Source organism: Methylorubrum sp. GM97 (genome assembly GCF_024347855.1).
Lineage (GTDB): Bacteria > Pseudomonadota > Alphaproteobacteria > Rhizobiales > Beijerinckiaceae > Methylobacterium > Methylobacterium extorquens.
In genome coordinates, this window is sequence record NZ_AP025942.1 from 4,744,407 (window position 1) to 4,764,131 (window position 19,725).

Here is a 19,725-nt window from a genome sequence, read left to right on the forward strand (position 1 = left end):
GCGGGCACCGTGCTGGCGAACTCAGGCGCGAGAGCTGTGCCCCCGTCGCCCGTCGCGTGCTCTACCTGCTCCGCCCGGTCACTACCTGTGGCCTGGCCGCGACACCGACCAAGCCATCCCCAGCCAACGCCGATGAAACCCCGCCTCACCCTTCCCGACGATGACTTGAGATTGTAGATCTTTCGCCCTGTGGGCGACCTCGCTGAACCGTGCTGACCTCGTTCGATGGTGCTACCGTTGGCTACCCTTGAACGCTCGCGCACGTACCCGTCTGGCACCACCCAGCTTTTGTTTAGTGCGATGCTAGCAACGAGCCTCATCGGTCCGGCCGCTGCCCTCGAAGAACTTCGAGACGGCGGGGCAATTCAGATATGTGATCGATTGGCAAGCGCCCCTTGGGATCCGGACGCCCCCGACTTACAGCACGCGGTCGCCTTCCAGAGCCTGCGCGCGAGCGAGGCTATCGCGGCGTGCCGGGACGCCATCGACCACGCGCCACGCCTGCGCCGACTGCACTTTCAACTCGGCCGCAGCTTCGATCGTCTTGGGGCCAACCAGGATGCCTTCCAGGCCTATCAACGGGCCGCAAACCTCGGAAGTGGCGCGGCTAAGGTCAACATCGGTATCCTCTTCCGGCAGGGGCGTCGTTTCGAGAAGAACGACGTGAAGGCGCGTTCCTGGTTTCGCGACGCCGCCGAGTCCGGCATCCCGGAGGGCATGTACTGCTACGCCACCGCCCTCGATAACGGGATCGGCGGGCTGCCCGACGTCGCGTCGGCCAAAGTGTGGTACGCGAAGGCCGCCGAACGGGGGACTGCGAAGGCCCGCGACGCGCTCGTCCGCCTCGAGATCGACGGCGCTGGCACGGGCGCGCGCTGTGATTAAGCGCAGGCAGGGGCACGCCGTCAAGGGCCGGCCATGACCAGTTCGCCGCGCTTTGTCGCTAGCCGCACGTTGTCCGGGCTGGAGACCGTCGAGATGGACGGACGGCCCGTCGTCGAGGCCTACGAACGCCTGCGTGACCTCCTGCGGCGCCACGGCGGCGACGTCGCCGGCCTCTTCGCCGAGCCCGTGATTTCTCGCAGCAACGGCGCGGCACCGGCCCGAATCGACTGGTACACGACCCACGAGGGGCCCGTCCGGTCCTTGGCCAACCTCGACCCGCCGCTGGCCGATGCCTTGCGCCGCCGCGTCCGCGCGGCGCTCGCGGCGCTGGCTCCAACGCTGCGCGACCCCGACGGGGGCGCGCTCGTCTCTGCCTGTCTCAACCTCGCGTCGCCCAGCTCCGTCCTCGCGGTCGGGGACGCGCCGCTCTTCGTCGACTGGGGCCTGCTCCCGGTCGGTCTAGCGGCCGATGAACGCGGACGCGCGCGCCACCACGCGGAGGTCCTGCACGCGCTCGCGCCCGATGATCTGCCCGATCCCCCAATCAACCGCGACGACTGGGCAGCTAACTTCAGGCTAACGCCCCCCTCGTCCCCCGCCGGGCCCCCCAGTCCCCGGCCGCGGCGGTCGGCGCGACCGGTGGGAAGCGCGGTGACAGTGCCGATCCTCGCGACCGCGATCGCCGCCGCGCTTGTCGCGTTATCCTACGTCCCGGGCGTGCTGATTTTCCCGCAGCCCCCGCAAGCGATGACCGTCGAGGCGCGGGCTATCCAGGCGGCGTGGCTCAACGGCCTCAGGCAGCGCCGCGAGACCTTAGCCGCCGCCGAGGGCTTCGCTTGCCCCAAGCTCCGCTCCGAACTGCCGACGCTCGTCCCGCAAAGCCCGGCGGGTGTGCGCTTGCCGGCGAACGTAGTGGCGCCGCCGCAGGCCCGCTCCAGTCTGGAGGCGCTCGATGCGCCAAACTCAGCGGCCCGGTCCGATACGTCCGGGACCGACGGCCTCCTCGACCGGCTCGAGCGCGGGACCGTCCTCGTCCTAGCCGGTGAGGCCGCCGCGTCAGGCTTCTTCGTCGCGGACGATCTTGTGGTGACCAACCGACACGTCGTCGAGAACGCGCCCGTTCTTATGATCGCTGGGCGCCACGCGGGCGCTGTCCCGGCAACTCTCGTGCGGATGGGCGAACCCGGCACGTTGACCGACTTTGCCCTGCTGCGGGTGCCGCCCCGGACTGGGGGGCGCCCGCTTAGCCTGGCGCCGCCGGGCCGCCCGCTCACGCCGGTCGTCGGCTCAGGCTTTCCCGGCCTCTACCTCGGAACCGACCCGACCTTCGCCCGCCTTCGAGACGGCGATGCTGCGGCGAGCCGGGATCTCGTCCCGGTTCTCCAGACCGGGGTAATCAACCATTTGCAGCACTACGATGAGGCCGCCGTGACACTCGTCCTGCACGGCGCCGAGATCGCGCCCGGCAACAGCGGGGGGCCCCTTGTCGACTATTGCGGCCGCGTTGTCGGCGTGAACACCTTCGGTCGGACTGACGAACGCCTACCGGTAACCGCGCGCTACGCACTGGGGTCCGACGGACTGGCCGCCTTTCTGACGACGGCGGGCGTGAGCGTGAGCCTCGACCCCCGCCCCTGCGATCTCCAGGCGACCGCGCGACCGGAGGCCACGGCCGCCGCGGAGCCGACGGAGGCTGCCGCCCCGTCGAGTCCGGCTCCGGCTGCCCAGACGGCACCGCGGCCGGACGCACGCCCCGCTCCCCGTCCGGGCCCCGCCGCCCGATCGCCGGCACGCTGAAGGCCCGCAACCATGTCGGCCACCACGAAGCTCACGGAAACCCCGCGCCAGGGGCTCGACCCGGTCAACCCCAAGCTTGCCCAGCAATTCGAGCAGCTCGTCGATGTACTGACGCGCCGTTTGAGCCCGGCACATGCCCGCCTACTCTCTGAACCCGTACCTGTCGCGATGTCCGGAGGCCGCCCGGGCCTCGCCTGGTTCGCCGCGATAGACGGCGACGCGTACCCCGTTTCGGAGCTCGACGCGGCCACAGCCGACGCTCTGCGTGCCGCCGCCGCGCGGCTAACCTCCGAGATCGCGGCGCTAGCCGACGACCTCGAGCGGGAGGGTGAGGCCTCCCGCGAACTGGCCCGTCTCCTGCGCGATGCTCTCGTCGTGCCGGACAATGCGTACCTCTGGTCGGTCGACGGAGAGCCGGTCCTGGTCGCCTGGGGCTACCGCCGCGCGGGCGGGAACGGCCCTGCGGTCGCGCGCGCCGGCGTCATCACCGCGAGCACGGCCTCTACGCTGACACCTGCTACTACGAAGGCCCCCTCGCCCGCAGCACCGGTGCACGTCAAAACTCCCCCCGGGCCGCCCCCATCCCCAGTCGCGGCCGGGATGACCCGCCGCGTCTGGGTCGCACCGGTGCTGTGGCTCGTGTTCGTGCTGCTGTGCGGCGTCCTGGCCGACCGTCTGCTGCAGGCTTGCGCTGTGGGCGACGCGGGCTGGCCGTCCTGGCTGCGCGCCGTCCTCCCAGACCGCTGCCCTGCGCCGTCGGCCGCCTTCGACCCGGCGGCAGCCTCCGTGCTCGCTGCAATCCGGGCTGCCGATGGCGAGGTCCACGCTGCGGAGCTCACGCTCACACGGCGCGCGCTGTCGTGCGACGCGAGTTGCCCCGTCCCGCCGCCGCGACGGGCCGCGGTCGAGACCCCGCGGGCGATCCCGATCGATGTCGAGCGGCGGCTCGAAGGGATCGAACGCGGGCGAGGCCTCGAATTGACGCTTGCCTGGGAGGGGGCGTCCGACCTCGACCTTCAGGTGGCCTGCCCGGATCAATCGCGCATCGCGTTCAACAACCGCACGGCCTGCGGTGGGCGGCTCGTGGCCGATCAGAACCACGATGGCGGAACGGGCGCCAGCCGCCCGGTCGAGCACGTGATCTGGGACGCGGCGCCCGCGCCCGACGGCCGCTACGCGGTGGAAGTCAACCTTTTTGCCCGCCATGGTGAGACCCGACCGGAGATCCCGTTCCAGGTCGTCCTATCGCGCGGCGGGCAGGTCGTCACACAGCGTTCCGGCCGGGTCTCGGCCGAGCGCGTCGGCCTCGGCGTGCTGACCTTCGACATGCCGGCTACGATCGCGACGGGAAGCTCCTCTGTGCCCTAATCCGCCTGCCCCCGACACGTCGTCCGCCACACTCGAGACCCTTACCCGCGATGTATGTCGATCCCGTCCAATTCGGTCCCACGATACGACTGGTGCCTCACAGCGGCGTGCAGTTCGTGGAGTATGCCTTCCATGTCGATGCCGTCGGCCGCCTGTCACGCCGCTTCGTCGAGCGCGAGGTTCCGGGCGGGGTACAGGCAGACGGACGGCGGACCTACCGCCTACTCCCGACCTGGGACGAGGACGACCCCAGTGGGAATGAGGTCGAGAGCGCACGCGCTGACGACCGCGAATACGCGGTCAGCGAGCGCAGCGCCCTTGAGGTCTTCCTCGAGAAGTGGACGCCGGTACCGATGCTGCGCGTTAAGGCTGGGCTCGACGGCGGCGAGGAACTGGACCTCGGCCCAACCAACTGGGCGCGGGTGCGCGTAGTCGAGGTCGCCGATCGTGCGCCCGACAGCCCAATCAGCCACCGTGTCATCTTTGCCTTCGACACCGAACTCCTAGAGCGGCGGCCGAACCGTCCCTACACCGCACCCTGTCTCGAGGACGCTGCCAACGAGCACGAGTTCCGCTTCGCCCACCGCTTCCGCGACATCGGCTGGTTCCTGGGGGCCGCCGGGGAGGACGACGCGGGCCGCCAGCGCGCAGGCTTCCAGGAATGGGTCCCGTCCTGGTTGCTAGAGCAATTCCGCGAGTTCAAACAGGCCCAGCGCCCCGACCGGCCTTTACGTGAGACGGACTTCCCGAACGCGCTGGAGCACTACGCCCGCTACCTTGTCTTGCTCGAGTACCTGCAACGGGCGGTGCGGCCGCGGACCTTGCGCCTCACCGACACGGTGACCGCTCAACCGGCGATCCGCCCTGTCACCGTCGATCTCATCCTCGATATCGGCAACAGCCGCACCTGCGGCATCTTGATCGAGTCCCACCCCAACGAGGATCGGGTCGATCTCAACAACTCGTTCGTGCTGCAGCTGCGCGACCTCACGGAACCCGAGCAGGTCTACACCGAACCGTTCGAGAGCCACGTTGAACTGTCCCACGCCAAGTTCGGGCGCGACCACCTTTCGCGGTTGTCGGCGCGACCGCGAGCGTTCTTCTGGCCGAGCCCCGTCCGGGTGGGACCCGAAGCCGGCCGCTTCCGCGAGCTCGCGCAGGGGACGGAAGCGGTAGGCGGCCTGTCGAGCCCCAAGCGCTATCTGTGCGACGTCCGGGCCGTGAACCAGGAATGGCGCTTTCCTGACCGCGATTATGGTGCGGACGGCACGAGCCCGCTCATCGACCGCACCATCCGACAGTACGTCAACAGCCGCGGCGACGTCATCGCGCAGCTCGATGCCGATCGGAAACGCTACGGGATCCGGGTGCAGCCCGACGATCGTGTAGGGGCCTCGCGGCTCACCTTCTCGCGCTCGTCCTACTTCACGTTCATGGTGGCGGAGATCGTCTGCCACGCGCTGTCGACCATCAACAACGCCGGGGTGCGGGAACGGCGGCGCACCAAGGACGCGCCGCGCAAGCTGCGCCGGATCATCCTCACCCTGCCGCCGGCCATGCCCGTGCAGGAGCAGCGCCTGCTCCGCTCGCGCGCGGAAGGGGCGGTCAAGCTGATCTGGCAGCTCATGGGCTGGGCCGACAACCCGCCGCCCGGGCTGAGCGCGCCCGAGGTGCACGTATCCTGGGACGAAGCGAGCTGCGTCCAGTTCGTCTACCTGTACGGCGAGATCACGCAGAAACTCGGTGGCGCGGTGGACGGCTTCCTGCGCCTCGTCGGCCGCCCAAGGCCGTTCACGGAGCCAGACACGCCGCCCGCCCCGGACGCCGCGCCGGAGCCTTCGGTACGAATCGCCAGCATCGATGTCGGCGGCGGCACCACCGACCTGATGATCACGACCTACTACGCAGAGGGCAACCGCGCGATCAAACCGGTGCAGAACTTCCGCGAGGGATTCCGCATCGCAGGCGACGACATACTCAAGCGGGTCATCGAGCGCCTCGTGCTGCCCACCATCGAGGCTGCCCTACGCTCCGCTGGGCACCCCGACCCGCACGCGCTGTTGCTGGAGCGCTTCGGTGGCGACCGGGCCAACATGGCCGAGCAGGAGAAGCATCTACGGCGTCAGTTCGTGTCGCGGGTGCTGGAGCCGATCGGGCTGCGCATGCTCGGCGACGTGGAGGCGAGTGCCGAGATCACCGCGCGGCCGTTCCCCGAGTTCTTCCCCGAGCGCGGGGGGCGCACGTCGCGCCGCGCCCTGCCGCAACAACGCCTGCTCGACTTCCTGGAAGCGCCAGCCCGTGCGGGTGGCGCGGTCGGCTTCTCTCTGACGGACTGCGTCTTCGAGAGCCGCGCCGAAGTCGTTGCGACCTGCGTTATCTCAACCCTCGACCTCGTCCTCGACAACTTGTGCGAGGCCATTCACGCGCTGGATGCCGACGTGGTGCTGCTCTCAGGCAGGCCCTCGCGGCTCGATGCCTTCGTCGACCTCCTCGTCGATAAGCTGGCCGTCTCGCCGGACCGGGTGGTGCCGCTGCACCAGTATCAGGCTGGCAACTGGTACCCGTTCCGCGAGCGCGACAACCGCCGGATCGGCGATCCGAAAACCACCACGGCGGTTGGTGGCATGCTCTGCGCGCTGGCTGAGGGGCAGCTCACTAATTTCACGCTGTTCACCCGCCGCCTCGGGCTGCGCTCGACGGCCCGCTACATTGGTGAACTGGAGCTGAGCGGCCAGCTGCGCGACGCCGGTCTGTGTTTCCGCGACGTGGACCTTGATGCCCCGCCCGCCGACCGGCGCGCAGGACCGGCGATGAGCGCCAAGCTGCGCTACTATGCGCCGATGCGGCTGGGCTACCGACAGCTCCCGGTCGAGCGCTGGATCGCCACGCCGCTCTACCGGCTGCGGATGCGCGCGGGCGAGGCGGCGGCGAACCTTCGGCTGCCGATCGAAGTCGCGCTGGAGCGCGTCGGCGACGGCCGGCCCGACGACGACGGCCCAGACGCGCTGATCCGGTCAGAATCCATGAAGGAAGAGTTCGAAATTACCGACGCCTACGACGCGGACGGCCTCGACGTAAGGCGAAAGATAGAACTCGTCCTCGATACGCTGCCCTCGGAGCAGGGATACTGGCTCGACACCGGCATTCTTACCCTGGATTGAACGTGCCAGACCCGATCGAAGATGCATCGACCGCCGACATGTCGACTGAAGATCTGACGCAGGATTGCCGTGACACCCGCCGCTTGGCCGACGACGCCGAGCGCTGGCTCGGCGATGAGGCCAATGCCGGGGTCGTTGGGCGCGAGCGCGAGGATCTTGTCCGCTACGTCCGCAAGGCGGGCCACCGCGCCGATCGCCTTGCGCGTGCAGCGCAGCGTCCGATGTGCGCTGGCGTGTTCGGGCCGAGCCAGGCGGGCAAATCCTATCTCGTCGAAGTGCTGGCGCGCCCGGAAGGCGGGGCCCTACGCGCGCGCTTCGATGGGCACGCGGCCATCGATTTCCTCGCCGAGATCAACCCAATCGGCGAGAAAGAGTCGACGGGGCTCGTCACGCGTTTCAGCGCCGCCGCTCAACCAGGGACCCCGCCGGGGCTGCCAGTGCGGCTGCGCGTGTTGTCCGAGGCCGATATCGTCAAGGTCCTGTGCAACACGTTCCTGCACGACGGCGACACGACCAAGGAGAGCCCGCCCACGGCGGAAGAGATCGCCGCTCTCCTCACCAACCTGAAGCCAGCCGTCCGCGCGGGCGCCGCTCGCCTGACCGAAGCCGAGATCGACGACCTGCAGGACTACCTGCGCGACCAAGCGCGTGGCACGCGTTACCTGGACGCCCTGGCCCGCTACTGGGACGGGGCACGCGCGCTCGCCGGTGGCCTCGACCTCAACGAGCGCGCCCGGCTGTTCGCCCCGCTCTGGGGCGGACACGCGGCGTTCACCGGCCTCTACCGCCAGCTTGCAGAGGCGCTCGAACGCCTGGGCCATCCAGAGGAGATTTTCGCGCCGCTCGAAGCGCTGGTGCCGCGCGAGGGCAGCATCCTTGACGTGGCGACGCTCGCGGGACTTGGCGCGAGTGCATCGAGTGACACGCTGACCGTGCGGGCGGCCGGCGGATCGGCAGTCTCGCTGCCGCGGGCTACAGTCGCCGCGATCACGGCCGAGCTGCGCATCGAGATCGCCGACGCGCCCCGCGCCTTTCTGGGGGAGGCCGATCTCCTCGACTTCCCCGGGGCGCGCAGCCGCCAGAAGGTCGATCTTGGCCACTTCCTAACAGCTCAACCCGACGCGCTGAAGGAGACGTTCCTGCGCGGCAAGGTCGCCTACCTGTTCGATCGCTATGTCGCCGAGCAGGAACTGACGGCGATGATGCTGTGCGTCCGGCCCTCCAACCAAGAGGTCGTCACGCTGCCCGACTTGGTGGAGCGCTGGATCGCGCTCACGCACGGGGCGGCCCCGGAGGCGCGCGCGCAGCTGCCCAACCTTCTCTTCCTCGTGCTGACGTGGTTCGACAGCCACTTCGTCGACAAAGCGGGCGACGCCGGACAGGACGCAGGCCTGCGCTTTCGCAACCGGATCGAGGCGTCGCTGACGGGTTTCTTCGGCAAGGCTCATGCGTGGCCGCGTGAGTGGACACCGGGGACGCCGTTCCGCAACGCGTACTGGTTCCGCAACCCGAACTATCCAGCCGAGTCGGTGATCCGCTACGAGGGGCGGCGCGAGGTCGCCTTCTTGCCAGAGAAGCAGGGGCGGATCGCGGAGTTGCGCGCTGGGTTCAGCGCTCTGCCGGAGGCTGCTGCGCACTTCCAGGATCCAGGACGCGCCTTCGATGAGGCGCTGCGCCTCAACGACGGCGGGGTGAGCTACCTAGTCGAGAACCTCGCACGCGTCTGCCGCCCCGCTCTGAAGGCCCAGCAGATTGCTTCCCGGCTCGACGCACTGAGGGCAGAGATGCGGGAGCGGCTGGCCCGCTTCCACGTCGCCCTCGACATCGAGACGCGCCTCGCGGAGCGACGTGAGGCGGCAGGGCAGGTGTTCGATGCCCTCGACCCCGTCGTCGCTGCTGGCAGCCTCGGCTCACTCCTGCGGGCCCTCCTCGTCGATCCCGCGGCGCTTACCGACGTCCTGCATGGAACCGAGGCGGCCCCCCAGGAGGCTCACCAGTCGGCCGCGCCGCCGCCTACCGCACCGCGCGTCGTCCGACCCGGATCGATTGCGCGTCCGGGAGCACCGGCAGCCCGGCCTCAGCCAGTCGCTCCCGTACTCGATCGCGAGCGCACTATGGCGCGCGCCGCGCTCGGTGCCTGGATCGATCACCTCAATCGCACCGTCGAGGCGGAAGGATTCGGGCGCCGCTTCGCCGTGCCACTGACCGCAATGGAGATCGTGGTCGGCGAGCTGATCACACTCGCCCGCCGCGCCGATGTCGAGGGGACGATCGCCGCCGACCTTCGGACGCTGGCAACCGTCGAACGGTCCGAGCAGTCCACAGCCAAACTCGCCCTGATCGCCGCCACTCGCCTCAATCGGCTTGCAGGAGGGCTCGGCTTCAACCTCGTGCCGCCGGCCGGGGAGCGCCCGTCGATCGAAGAGGGCGAAGGCGTGCGGATCGCCTTCGCGCCGCGCCCGATAAGTTACGACGCGCGCGCGATTACGCAGGCGCCAGCGACGTTCGCGCACGCCTACGCGACCGACTGGTTCCATGGGTTCTACCGCGTGGCCGAGGACAACGCGAAGAGCGCGTCTGGCGTAACGATCGACCTGGAGCAGAACGCCAGGATCGGTGCGATCCTCTCCGGCCTCCAGCCGCGCGTGGCCTGAGTCCTCGGTCCTGGAAACACCCATCATGACAATCCGCATTACCGAGGACGAGGCCGAGACCGGCGGCTATGCCTTCGTCGACCTTGGCCGGCCCGCGCCCTCAGCGCTGCTATCGTTCCGCCGCCAGGACGCCGAGCCCCGCCACCTCGGCGCCGAAGGCTGGCAGCCGGAAGTAGCTTGGCTCGCGCCACTGTCGATTAGCGAGCGTGACGGCCGTGCCGTCGCGCGGTTTGGGCCGAACGTCGTCGATCGCATCGAGGAACTGGTCCCGATCGAGATCGTGGCGCAGGACGGCACATCGTTCGGCGTGGTTTCCTGGCCGTTCATTACGCCGGCCCCGGCCGGGTACGGAATCCTCGCCGCGGCGCCGGTCGCCCCGCCCAGCCTGACGGAGACCGCCGCACGGGACGTGTCACCGGAGGTCCCGGTTGTAGCCGACGCGGAGAATGCGCCAGCGTCGGCCCTTGATCCACCCACGCCGCCGAACGCTGCGCGGGCAAGTCTGCCGCTTGCCGAGGTGACGGTTGAAAGGCGTCCTCGGGTCTGGCCGGTGGCCGCTGCGCTGTTCCTCGGTCTGGCTCTGGCCGCGGCCGGCGGCGCCTACGTCTACCGGGACGATCTGCGCACGATCTTAGCCACCCGGGAAACGCCGCAGCCAACGTCGAGCAACACGCCGCCGCCGGTTGTGGAACAGGCACCCATGACCCTGGCTGCTCCTTCGCAGGAGGCGCCGCGCCCCTCGGCGGCGGAGCTGCGCCAGCGGTACACTCGCCTTATCGAAGCGCGCGCGTCCGCGCCCGCGTTCCTCGATCTGGGCGAGACGGCGCTCGCCGCGCACCAAGGAGGGACCGCATTCCGTGCCTTCGAGGAGGCCGACCCGGTCGCGAACGCGGACGCCGCATGGCAGCTCGCGCGCTTCTACGATCCTAGCAATCCCGACGCGGTCGCTCGCACTGCGGCGCGGCCTGACGCTGTGCGCGCCGCCTACTACTACGCCCTGTGGCGCAACCGCTCGCCCCGACACACCGATGCGCTGCGGGGGTTGTGCGATGCGAACACGGACCTCGCGGGCCGCGACGAGCGTCTGCGCACCATCTGCCGCCCGTGATGCGAACCAGCCGAGCCGCGATGAACGTCCCCTCTCACGACCCGCCCGCGATGCCGAGCACGCCCGCCGTGGCCCCACACGCCCTGATCAGCCATGCCATGATCACCCACGTTCGAGATGGCCACCGACGGATCGCCGCTGCGCTAGCAGTAGCGCTCAGCCTCACTCCCGCTATCGGGCACGCGGCCGCGCCGGGGCTCGCAATTCAAGCCGCGACGGGGCGAAGCTCCGCGGTGACCGCCCAGCGCATCGCGCTACTGATAGTGCCGCAGCCGGCAGCCGCCAGCGGCCGGGCGGCGACCGCCCATGCCGACGAGGAAGCTTACCGCAAGCGCCTGCGGGACATCGGCTTCGACGTGTGGACGCTCGGCCCCGCCGACCGCCCGCAGCTGGAGCGAGGCCTTCGGGAGGCAGTCGCCCGCCTGCCGGAGGACGTGCAGATCGCGGTGTTCGCGTTAGGCCCGAGCGTCGGCGGCACGGACGACGTCCACATTCTGCCGAAGGACGCCCCCTCGGACGCCAGCCAGCGTCCGGACATGCTCGATAGCGAGGGGCTGCGCCTGAGTGACCTGCTGCGCCGGATCTCCCAGCGCCGGGCACGCGACCTCGTGGCCGTAGTCGATGAGTGCCAGCCGGCTGCGGGCGGGCGCTGCGACTTCGACGCGGCGGCGGGCGCATCGGGCGCCAGCATCATCGGCAGCGAGCGTGCCGGGCGGCGCAGCCCCTCCGGGGCACCTCTCGCCGGGCGCGCCTCGTTGCGTGAGCCGATGCTTGGGGCGATGGCACTGGAAGGCGAGAGCTTCCTACAATCGTTTGCCTTCCTGCGCCGCGTGCTCAGCGACAGTGATCTGGAGCCGCGCGCCAGCGGCTCGCTCACCACGTCGTTCGCGTTCCTGCCGCAAGGCTTCTTCGCGGGACTGCCCACCGCTTGCAACCGCATCGACCCGAACGCAGACCCAGCGTCCTTGCGTGGAGTAAACCTCGACCCCCCGATTGGCGCCTGCGAGGCGGCGACAGCGACCTATCCCTACGCCCGCGCATTCGAGGATCGGCGCCAAGCCGGACGGGAGCAGCGTGCCTTCCAGAAGGCTACCGCCTCGTGCGAGGACGGGACCGCCATCGCGAGCTACAGCGCGGCTTACCCGGCGGGCCGCTTCCGCAGCCTCGTCGACAACTTCAGCATCGACTGCAATCGCAAGCGCGACCGCCAGGAGGCGGACGAACGGCGTCGACGCGAGGAAACGGATCGCCAGCGGGAGGCTGAGCGGCAGCGACAGGAGGTTGAGCGTCAGCGACAGGAGGATGAGCGGCGCCGAAGAGAGGAGCTGGACCGGCAAAGGGAGGCGGCTAGGCTCGAACAGGAGCGACTCGAGCGGGAGAGGCAAGCTCTGCGTACCCCCGCCAGCAGCGCTTCGGGTTGGACGCTGAACTTCGCGAGCAACCTGCTCGAGATCAGGCCGATGATGAACGACCAGTACGACGCTCAGAAGCAAACCTACACGACGATCTGGCGCTCGCGGCAGCACGGCGACCAAGTGATGATGTACGTGCAGATCAGTCCGAACGAGCGCTGCGGCAGCGCGCAGCAGTACATCGCCGAGCAGATCCGCCCCCGGCGTGGTCAGGTTAGCCGCTCACAGGAAGTCAACTCGGCGCCTGGGCGGGCGGGCTTCGTCCTCGAGGGACGCGGGACCGCCGTCGCCCAGGGCAGCTTTGACGACCGCAGCTTCTACGACTTCGCCACCGTGCGGCGCGACGATCGCAGTACGATCACCAACATCGGGGCGCGCTTCCCAGCCGAGTACAGCGATGTGTATCGGGCTGAGCTGCTGCGGATGATGAACTCGATGCAATTGCCCACCCGCGACATCTTCACGAACCGGTGCGGCTAGTAACAGCACCGGACGACACCGAAGCGAGGGATCGGACGTGCTGGCTTCACGAATAACCGCGATCATCGCAACCGGTATGGTGCTGGTGGCATCCGGACGCCTCGGATCGCCAGCGCTCGCCGACGCCACGCAGGATTGCCGCTCGGGTACACCGGACATGCGCGTCGCCGGGTGCAGCCGTCTCCTGTCAGAGGCGCGCACGCCACGGCAGCGGGCCATTGCGTTCGATGGACGCTGTTGGGCGCAGATCGATCGTGGTGCGTTCTCCGACGCGCTGGCTGACTGCAACAGGGCCATCCGCGCCGACGACGAGTACCCGTACGCTTACCACAACCGTGGCGTCGCCCTCGCTGGGCTGCAGAATCCGTCGGCGGCGATCGCGGACTTCGACCACGCCCTTGCGATGCGCCCCAACTTCTCGAACACGCTTCTCAATCGGGCGAAGGCCTACATCGCCCTGGGAAACACTTCCGCCGCCATCCGCGATTTCGAGGAAGTCCTGCGGCAGAAGCCTGACAACGAGGAGGCTCGGTCGAACCTTTCTCTGCTGCGAGGTGGACTGTCCGTCGGTGGCGGCTCACTCGTCTCCAATACGCTCTGCGGCTCCGTCGGCTGCAACTGACGCGATGCGCGATGCTGCTGAACAGGTCGGGCTCGCAGCGGACGGCACCGAAGATGCGAGCGCACGATGCCGCTCGACCGCCCGCGTCGGGCGCAGCGCCCAAGCCCAACGCCGCGCTTTCGCCGGCGGATCGATGCCACCGCCGGCACGTAATGGGTCGGCGTTGGCCATCGTCTCTGTCGTCGCGCTCACCCTGCTCGGCATGGGCATGGCCGTGCACGCCCGTGAAGCTGCCGCAGACGAGGCCAGCGAACGAAGCCACAACGCAGTTGAGGCGCGCAACCTTGTGTCCGGCTGCGCAAACTTAGAGTATGTTTCATCACAGGAATGGATCTGCAAAACTAGCTTGGCGACGCTAATTCTTCCACTGTCCCATTCTCGAAACAATCAGTGCGACGCGCTATAATATCTAGCTGAAAAATTAATCGCTATTTGGACTTAGAGATATCAATCTGCTCGATATGAGTGATCGTATCCTTTGGATTTGGCCGTGGCAGGGGCGGCGTTTGTGGTGATAGCGTGGGCTGAAGCGTCGCGACAGGTGGCTTCAACGCGCCTCCTTTTTCTGTTCGCTTGCCGGGCGGCATCGCGCGTCTCGCCGGCGTCGAAGGAACCTCGACGATCTCGTCACTCGGATCTGCCGCAGGATTCGTCTGCGTCACGGAGGGGGGAAGTGTGCTTTCGATCGTTGCTGGCGGCTGCGTGCGCACGTTTCCATAACGAAGTATGCAATTACGCAATGCAATGGGGTCTTGGATCAACGTGCAGTCATTGACGTTGCCGAGCGCTGCCTGCGCAGCGAGCTGCGTTGGAAGGGCAAGGCTGGCAAAGAGGATTGGGAACCGCGGCAGCGCCATTGATAGATTACCAATCAACGAGGTCGATTAAGGGATTCTAGGGATACCGCAGGCGAACATCGGACGTCCACCGTCTCCAGCCTGTAGCGACAATCCTCATGCATTCCCTCTGGCTCATCCTGCTCGCCTTCAGCGCCATTGCCTTATCCACAAATCGAGCGTGTGCTGACGACGGCGTCTGGATCAGTCAAGTCTCCACGACGCGCGCAGCGGCGTCCCTTCCTTCGGCCGGTCGCGGAGAGTACGACGCGCTGGTCATCGGAGGTCGAGCTTTCCGCCCGACCACCGCACAAAGCAACCTGCACATCGTCGCGGTCCATGAGCCGTTCCTCGATCGACAGATCTCTCAGTCCGGCGAGGGCAACTGGATCGTCGGCGTTCTAACTGCATCTATGAGCAGCGTCCGCATCGAGCAATCCGGGTTCGGCAACGGGGTCGGCGTCCAGCAGGACGGCTCCGGTCATCAACTGACGGCGATCCAGGCTGACCGCGGAAACGAGATGCTCCTGACGCAGAGTGGCGATTCGCACCGACTGAGCGCGATGCAGTCCGGTCAGCAGAACGTAATGATGCTGCAGCAGAGCGGAAGCAACAACGTCATGACGGCCGTGCAAGCGGGAGCGATGAACACTATGGGCGTGGTTCAGAGCGGCAACGGCAACCGACTCGCGGCCTACCAGCGCTGATCCATCAGTACACGGCCGCGACGATGCAGCCGCGGCCCATGCTGGCGCACAGCGCCTTCTCGCCCGTGACGGCGGCAGCGGTGGTTCCGCGGTTCACGCGCAAGGGTCCAGCTCGGCGCCCGGACGGGGCGCCGGAACTGTCAAGCAGCGCCGTCAGCCCGCTCTGGCTGCCCAGCAGCTTGGCCCCCAGTTGCCATTCAGCCGATTGCAGGCGTGTGAATGCCGGAAGCGCCGGGTTGCTCATACCTGGAAGCGATGCGTAGCTTGTTGAGGGCAGCGGCGTCGTTCCGACAGGCGCCCATTCGTGCGCAGGGCGACCGGTGATCGCCCGGACATAGTTTTGCGTCTCCAGCGGCAGCCCGGATCGACCGGCGAGCCAAGCCCGCACGCGCCCCTCTCCGGCGTTGTAGGCGGCCGCCGCGAGCCCCTCGTTGCCCAGGCGCCGCCGCAGGTCGGCGATGTGTTCGGCCGATTTTGGCAGCGCCTTCACCGGATCGAACGGGTCGTCGAGCCCAACCTTGGCGGCCGTCGCCGGCATGAACTGCGCGATTCCCTGTGCGCCTGCGAAGCTGACGGCGAAGGGGTTATAGCCGCTCTCCTGGCGAATCAGCCGTTTGAAGAAATCGACCGAAACGCCGTGCTGCAACGCGGCCGCCTCGGCGATCGGCTCGAGCGCGCGCCGTTCTCGCGAGGTCGGACCGGATCGCGCCGGCACGGTGTACGCCGGGAGCGCCGGACGGATGGCGACCGTCACCACATCGCGTGCGCCCTGCGCGCTCGTGAGTTGCGACAGGAGCGAAGCTTCTGCCTCGCTCGTCGGCGAAGCCGATGCCGGTGCGGACAAGAGGCAAGCCGCGGCGAGCGGGCCGATTCGCAGGCGATACCCTCTACGACGGCTAAATCTCATGCGCGCGTGCCCCCACCCGTTGCCCAGGCTCATTTTCAGTGCAGCGAATACACAGGGGCCGAGCGTAAGCAATAGATTGAGGCGAAAGTCGTGACGTCGGCCGCGCGGATTGCGTAGTTTGCTTGCATGGTGTGGCATCTGCGTTTACCGATCGTTAACGCCGCGATGTTGCGTCGTCGGATTTCGCCATGGACACTTTCATTCACTCGCTCGGTATCCTTGGATTTGCAGTCGTGATCGGTACTCCGACGCAGGCGCAGACGGTCGCAGCAAACAATCAGGCGTTCATCGATCAGCAGAGCGCTGCGGGACGAGCCATCATCGTCAACGACACGACGTTCGTTCAGAGCGGGCTCGGCAACCGGCTGGGATCGGCCACGAACAACGTCTCCCAATCGGCAAGTGCGGAGGGCTCCGCGAACAGGCTGGATGTTCAGCAGACCTCGAGCAACAACCTGATCGGCTTCGATTTCAATGGCGGTGAACTGCCGGTCCGCCAGCAGGGCAGCGGCAACGCCGTGCAGCTAACGCAGGAGTTCGGCAACGGCAACGTCGTCGGGGGGTGCGCCAACGCAGCTTAGGCTCGGCGGACGTCGCCAACGAGTTCGTCATCTTGCAATCGGGGCGCGAGAACTACGTTTTCGACGTTGATCAGCAGAGCACCGGCCTCACCCGCAACACGGTGCGCGTGATCCTAACGGGTAATCGCAACGGCTTTGCGGGCGGCACGGTCCTGCGCGGTGAGACGCACTCGGGAGCCCTCAGCGGCCTCTCCGGGCTCAGCGAGCTGCGCACTATCGCCGCTGCCGATGCGCCGCTGCCGTTTTACGCCGCTTTCGACGGGCCGGCGGCCTATGCGTTACCCGCCAGCCGACCAGGCGCGAGCGTACTGCAGGTCGGTTCGGCTAACCGCGCCGACCTGAACGTGACGGGCGACGACAACAGCTTTCAGATCGATCAGAACAGTCGCTCGGCGCTGGGCGCACAGACCACGAATTTGACGAACGCGGTCGCCTGGACTGTGTCAGGCAGCAGCAACTATCTCTACGCGCTGCAGGTCGGCGCCGGGAATTCGGCCACCAACGTGGTCGTCGGGCAGCAGAACACACTGGCCGTCTATCAGGCCAGCGAGGCAGGGGCCGGCCAGTCGGGCTACGGCAACATCGTCGAATGGCGTCAGGGCACCGGGTTCGGCGACATCCAGAACAGCGCCGAACTCGTCCAGCTCGGCATCAACAACACGCTGACGGGAGCCCAGCTCGGCAGCCTCAACGTGGTCCACAGTCTTCAGCGCGGCGCCGGCAACGAGGTCTACGCGATGCAAATCGGCAGCGGGCAGCTCGCCAACGTTGCCCAGGCAGGGGTAGGCAACATGACGAACGTGCAGCAGAGCACGTTCGCCCCAGCGCCCGGAACCTCCGCGCTGCGGCGCTGAACGTAAGCGAACCGCATCGCGGGCGCGGCGCTACCGCGCCTTCGAGGACGGCTTGATCTGCAGGACGGACACCTCGTCCATCTCGCCGACGCGGCGACGGTCGCTCGTCGGCGCTACCGGCTGCGCCGGACTGGCGGCTTGCGCTTGTCCAGCGGTCGGCTGTGCAGGAGAAGCCGGCTGCGCGGGAACGGTTTGGCGCGCGCGGGCCTGCGGCGCAGGCGTCGGGAGGACCGGAACGGCGCTCGCCTTGCCAAGGACGCCGACCCTCACATTCACATACGCGACTTCCTGCTTCGCAGTGTCGTATCCGCATTCGTAGATGGCGCGAACCCACTCCCTCTGCGGGCTAAGGATGCGAATCGAGTCGCCGCGATACCGTACGACGGGGGAGGTGGGCTGCTCGGGCGAATCTGCTTCCTGGAAGATGCTGCCGTAAGGCCGCATCAGCCAATCGTAGTCGCCGGGCGCCTGTGCCTCGACGCGCGGGGCGCAGGCCTGAACGGCACGGTCGGCGTTCCCCCGGATGCACGCGTTGTTGCAGACGGGCGCCTGTGCGGCCTGAGCCGGCGGAGGTGCTGCGGGGCCGGTCTGCCCAGGCGCGGCGGGAACAGGAGTTTGCGGCGTCGTCTGCGCCAGCGCACTGCTGGAGCCGATCGCAAGTACGGCTAGGGACCGAAGCACCACTCTCATCACCTCACCCTGTTTCTTATGGAACAGAAACGGCTCGCCCGAAGGCGAGCCGCTGCGTTGCTCAATAAGCCCGATCGATCGAGCGACCGTTTGAAGCAAGCGAAGCTGCGGGAACGGGCGATCCGTTCCCGCATCCTTACTTACCGCGTACGGTTCTGAGTGATCGTCGCGACATTGCTCACGCCGTTCTGCAGCACGTTCGCGATGTTGCCGTTTGCACCCTGGAGAACGTTGGCGCTGTTGGTCATTCCGGTCTGCACGCCGATGTACTGGTTCGAGAAGCCGTTCTGATCGACAATGGCGGCGTTCCCCGTCCCCGACTGTGTCGACGTAGCAAGGAGCAGATACCCGTCCTGGCGCACGGTCAAGCTGTTGCCGCCCACTCCACTGCCATTGTCCTGCCTATTCGTAACGGTATTTCCAAGCCGAATTTGGCTGTTGTTCTGCGTCACGTCCAAAACTTGGCCAGTGCCACTCTGTCCGTTATCGATGGAGTTGTAGAAACCAGTCTGCGAGGTGGTTGCTCGGTTTCCGATTCCAGCCTGAACACTCGTTAGACTGTTCACAGCACCATTCTGAACCGCCACAAGGTACTGATCGCTGCCGGACTGGTTGGCCGTAACGACGTTCTCAAACCCAACACCACCAGTGTAAGCATTCTGGAAGATCGACATCGTGCTGCCAGAGCCAGTCTGTGTCGTGTTAGAAATATTTCCGTCGCCGGTCTGGTTGGCAAATAAGGCGAGAGAAGAGCCGGTCTGACTTGCAGTTACGCGAGAATTGTTTGCAGCGTTATTGCTATCAGACTGGCGGACGTCAACAAAGTTGGCTACCGGACCGTTGTTCTGCTGCGTAACCGAGGCGCTGTTGTTGAAGCCGCCAAACTGAGCGAAATACGCGTAGTTAGCTTCACCGCCGCCCGAATTTTGAGTCAGGTCAATGCTCGAGTCCGTTGAATTCTGGCGAATGATGAGGCCATTCCCCGTGCCCCCCGTGGAGTCTTGGAAGACGCTAACAGAGCTCCGGGTGCCCGCCTGCTGTATATAGTCTCCACGCCCAGTCGGTGTTTCGCCAGCATAGGCAGCACCACCGCCGTTGTTGGCCGTTGGCAGTCCACCAGTATAAGGGCTATTGAAGGAGTTCGGGCCAGCATACCCGTTCGGTACAGGTACGACACCGTTGCCATTGCCACGCTGCTGATAGCGAGCCTGATTGCTGGTGCCGCTCTGATCAATCCGCAGAAAGTTCCCATTACCGGTCTGGTCGGCGCCGTAGTTCGGGTTGCCGGAACCTACCCCCGTGAAGTTCGTCGCGCCGACAACGTTATTCGAGCCACCTTGATTGACGGTGAGGGTGTTATTATTGCCAATCTGATTGGCGCGAAGGTTGGCGTCGAACCCGACGTAGCCGTTCGAACCCGACTGATCGATGTTCAGTTGATTGCCGTCGCCAACTTGGCCTGTGTACAACTGGTTCGCCTGCGCGAAGGCGGTCGTCGAAAAGGCGAGCGTCGCCACACTGGCGGCAAGCGCCAGAAGATGCTTGTGCATGATGCTTCCCCTTAAGGCGTCGACGCACGACCTGGCGCCCCGCCATTGTTTCATCACGCGGCTTGCGCCGCATTGCTCGTTGCGGCGTCTCGTTCCGGCCCTTGCGCCGCTCC

At 67.2% G+C, this 19,725-nt stretch carries 16 protein-coding genes; 12 read left to right on the forward strand and 4 right to left on the reverse strand.

Annotated elements, in window-relative coordinates; all coding sequences use genetic code 11:
• Window positions 1–237: 237 nt before the first annotated feature.
• From MSPGM_RS22100 to MSPGM_RS22140, 9 genes are all read left to right on the forward strand, one after another.
• Window positions 238–885, forward strand: a complete 648-nt coding sequence (locus tag MSPGM_RS22100; protein WP_244413843.1) for a tetratricopeptide repeat protein — start codon at window positions 238–240, stop codon at window positions 883–885.
• 33 nt (window positions 886–918) lie between these two features.
• Entirely contained in the window at window positions 919–2,682 is a 1,764-nt protein-coding gene (locus MSPGM_RS22105; RefSeq protein WP_261925935.1) for a serine protease, read from the forward strand.
• 12 nt (window positions 2,683–2,694) lie between these two features.
• A complete protein-coding gene (locus MSPGM_RS22110) occupies window positions 2,695–4,050 on the forward strand; it encodes a hypothetical protein (RefSeq protein WP_261925936.1) in 1,356 nt (451 codons plus the stop codon).
• 50 nt (window positions 4,051–4,100) lie between these two features.
• Window positions 4,101–7,211 (forward strand): virulence factor SrfB, encoded by a 3,111-nt coding sequence (locus MSPGM_RS22115; RefSeq protein WP_261925937.1) that lies wholly within the window; start codon window positions 4,101–4,103, stop codon window positions 7,209–7,211.
• A gap of 2 nt (window positions 7,212–7,213) precedes the next feature.
• The gene (locus MSPGM_RS22120) at window positions 7,214–9,865 is read left to right on the forward strand and encodes a putative virulence factor (RefSeq protein WP_261925938.1); all 2,652 of its coding nucleotides are present in this window, start codon (window positions 7,214–7,216) and stop codon (window positions 9,863–9,865) included.
• A 25-nt stretch (window positions 9,866–9,890) separates the two neighbouring features.
• Window positions 9,891–10,973 carry a hypothetical protein gene (locus MSPGM_RS22125; RefSeq protein ID WP_261925939.1) on the forward strand — a complete coding sequence of 361 codons (1,083 nt, stop codon included), beginning with the start codon at window positions 9,891–9,893 and terminating at the stop codon, window positions 10,971–10,973.
• Window positions 10,974–11,206: 233 nt separating this feature from the next.
• Entirely contained in the window at window positions 11,207–12,865 is a 1,659-nt protein-coding gene (locus MSPGM_RS22130) for a hypothetical protein (protein WP_261925940.1), read from the forward strand.
• Window positions 12,866–12,902: 37 nt separating this feature from the next.
• On the forward strand, window positions 12,903–13,487 hold the full coding sequence (locus MSPGM_RS22135) for a tetratricopeptide repeat protein (RefSeq protein ID WP_261925941.1): 585 nt from the start codon (window positions 12,903–12,905) through the stop codon (window positions 13,485–13,487).
• 4 nt (window positions 13,488–13,491) lie between these two features.
• Complete coding sequence (locus MSPGM_RS22140) at window positions 13,492–13,893, forward strand: hypothetical protein (protein ID WP_261925942.1); 402 nt, start codon at window positions 13,492–13,494, stop codon at window positions 13,891–13,893.
• A gap of 22 nt (window positions 13,894–13,915) precedes the next feature.
• On the opposite strand, the gene MSPGM_RS22145 is transcribed toward MSPGM_RS22140, so the two are convergent.
• Window positions 13,916–14,344, reverse strand: a complete 429-nt coding sequence (locus MSPGM_RS22145) for a hypothetical protein (RefSeq protein WP_261925943.1) — start codon at window positions 14,342–14,344, stop codon at window positions 13,916–13,918.
• Window positions 14,345–14,442: 98 nt separating this feature from the next.
• Here MSPGM_RS22145 and MSPGM_RS22150 point away from each other — a divergent pair, with 98 nt between their 5' ends.
• Complete coding sequence (locus MSPGM_RS22150; RefSeq protein WP_261925944.1) at window positions 14,443–15,030, forward strand: hypothetical protein; 588 nt, start codon at window positions 14,443–14,445, stop codon at window positions 15,028–15,030.
• 4 nt (window positions 15,031–15,034) lie between these two features.
• On the opposite strand, the gene MSPGM_RS22155 is transcribed toward MSPGM_RS22150, so the two are convergent.
• Window positions 15,035–15,874, reverse strand: coding sequence for a lytic transglycosylase domain-containing protein (locus MSPGM_RS22155; RefSeq protein WP_261925945.1), 840 nt, complete (start codon window positions 15,872–15,874; stop codon window positions 15,035–15,037).
• A gap of 251 nt (window positions 15,875–16,125) precedes the next feature.
• On the opposite strand from MSPGM_RS22155, the gene MSPGM_RS22160 reads away from it, so the two are divergent.
• Window positions 16,126–16,518 carry a hypothetical protein gene (locus MSPGM_RS22160; RefSeq protein WP_261925946.1) on the forward strand — a complete coding sequence of 131 codons (393 nt, stop codon included), beginning with the start codon at window positions 16,126–16,128 and terminating at the stop codon, window positions 16,516–16,518.
• A complete protein-coding gene (locus tag MSPGM_RS22165) occupies window positions 16,500–17,372 on the forward strand; it encodes a hypothetical protein (RefSeq protein WP_261925947.1) in 873 nt (290 codons plus the stop codon). Before MSPGM_RS22160 ends, MSPGM_RS22165 begins: the two co-directional genes overlap by 19 nt.
• Before the next feature lie 30 nt (window positions 17,373–17,402).
• Here the strand turns inward: MSPGM_RS22165 and MSPGM_RS22170 are convergent, their stop codons facing one another.
• Together MSPGM_RS22170 and MSPGM_RS22175 are read right to left on the reverse strand one after the other, a co-directional pair.
• Window positions 17,403–18,161 carry a hypothetical protein gene (locus MSPGM_RS22170; protein WP_261925948.1) on the reverse strand — a complete coding sequence of 253 codons (759 nt, stop codon included), beginning with the start codon at window positions 18,159–18,161 and terminating at the stop codon, window positions 17,403–17,405.
• 41 nt (window positions 18,162–18,202) lie between these two features.
• Window positions 18,203–19,612, reverse strand: a complete 1,410-nt coding sequence (locus MSPGM_RS22175) for a hypothetical protein (protein ID WP_261925949.1) — start codon at window positions 19,610–19,612, stop codon at window positions 18,203–18,205.
• Window positions 19,613–19,725 lie beyond the last annotated feature (113 nt).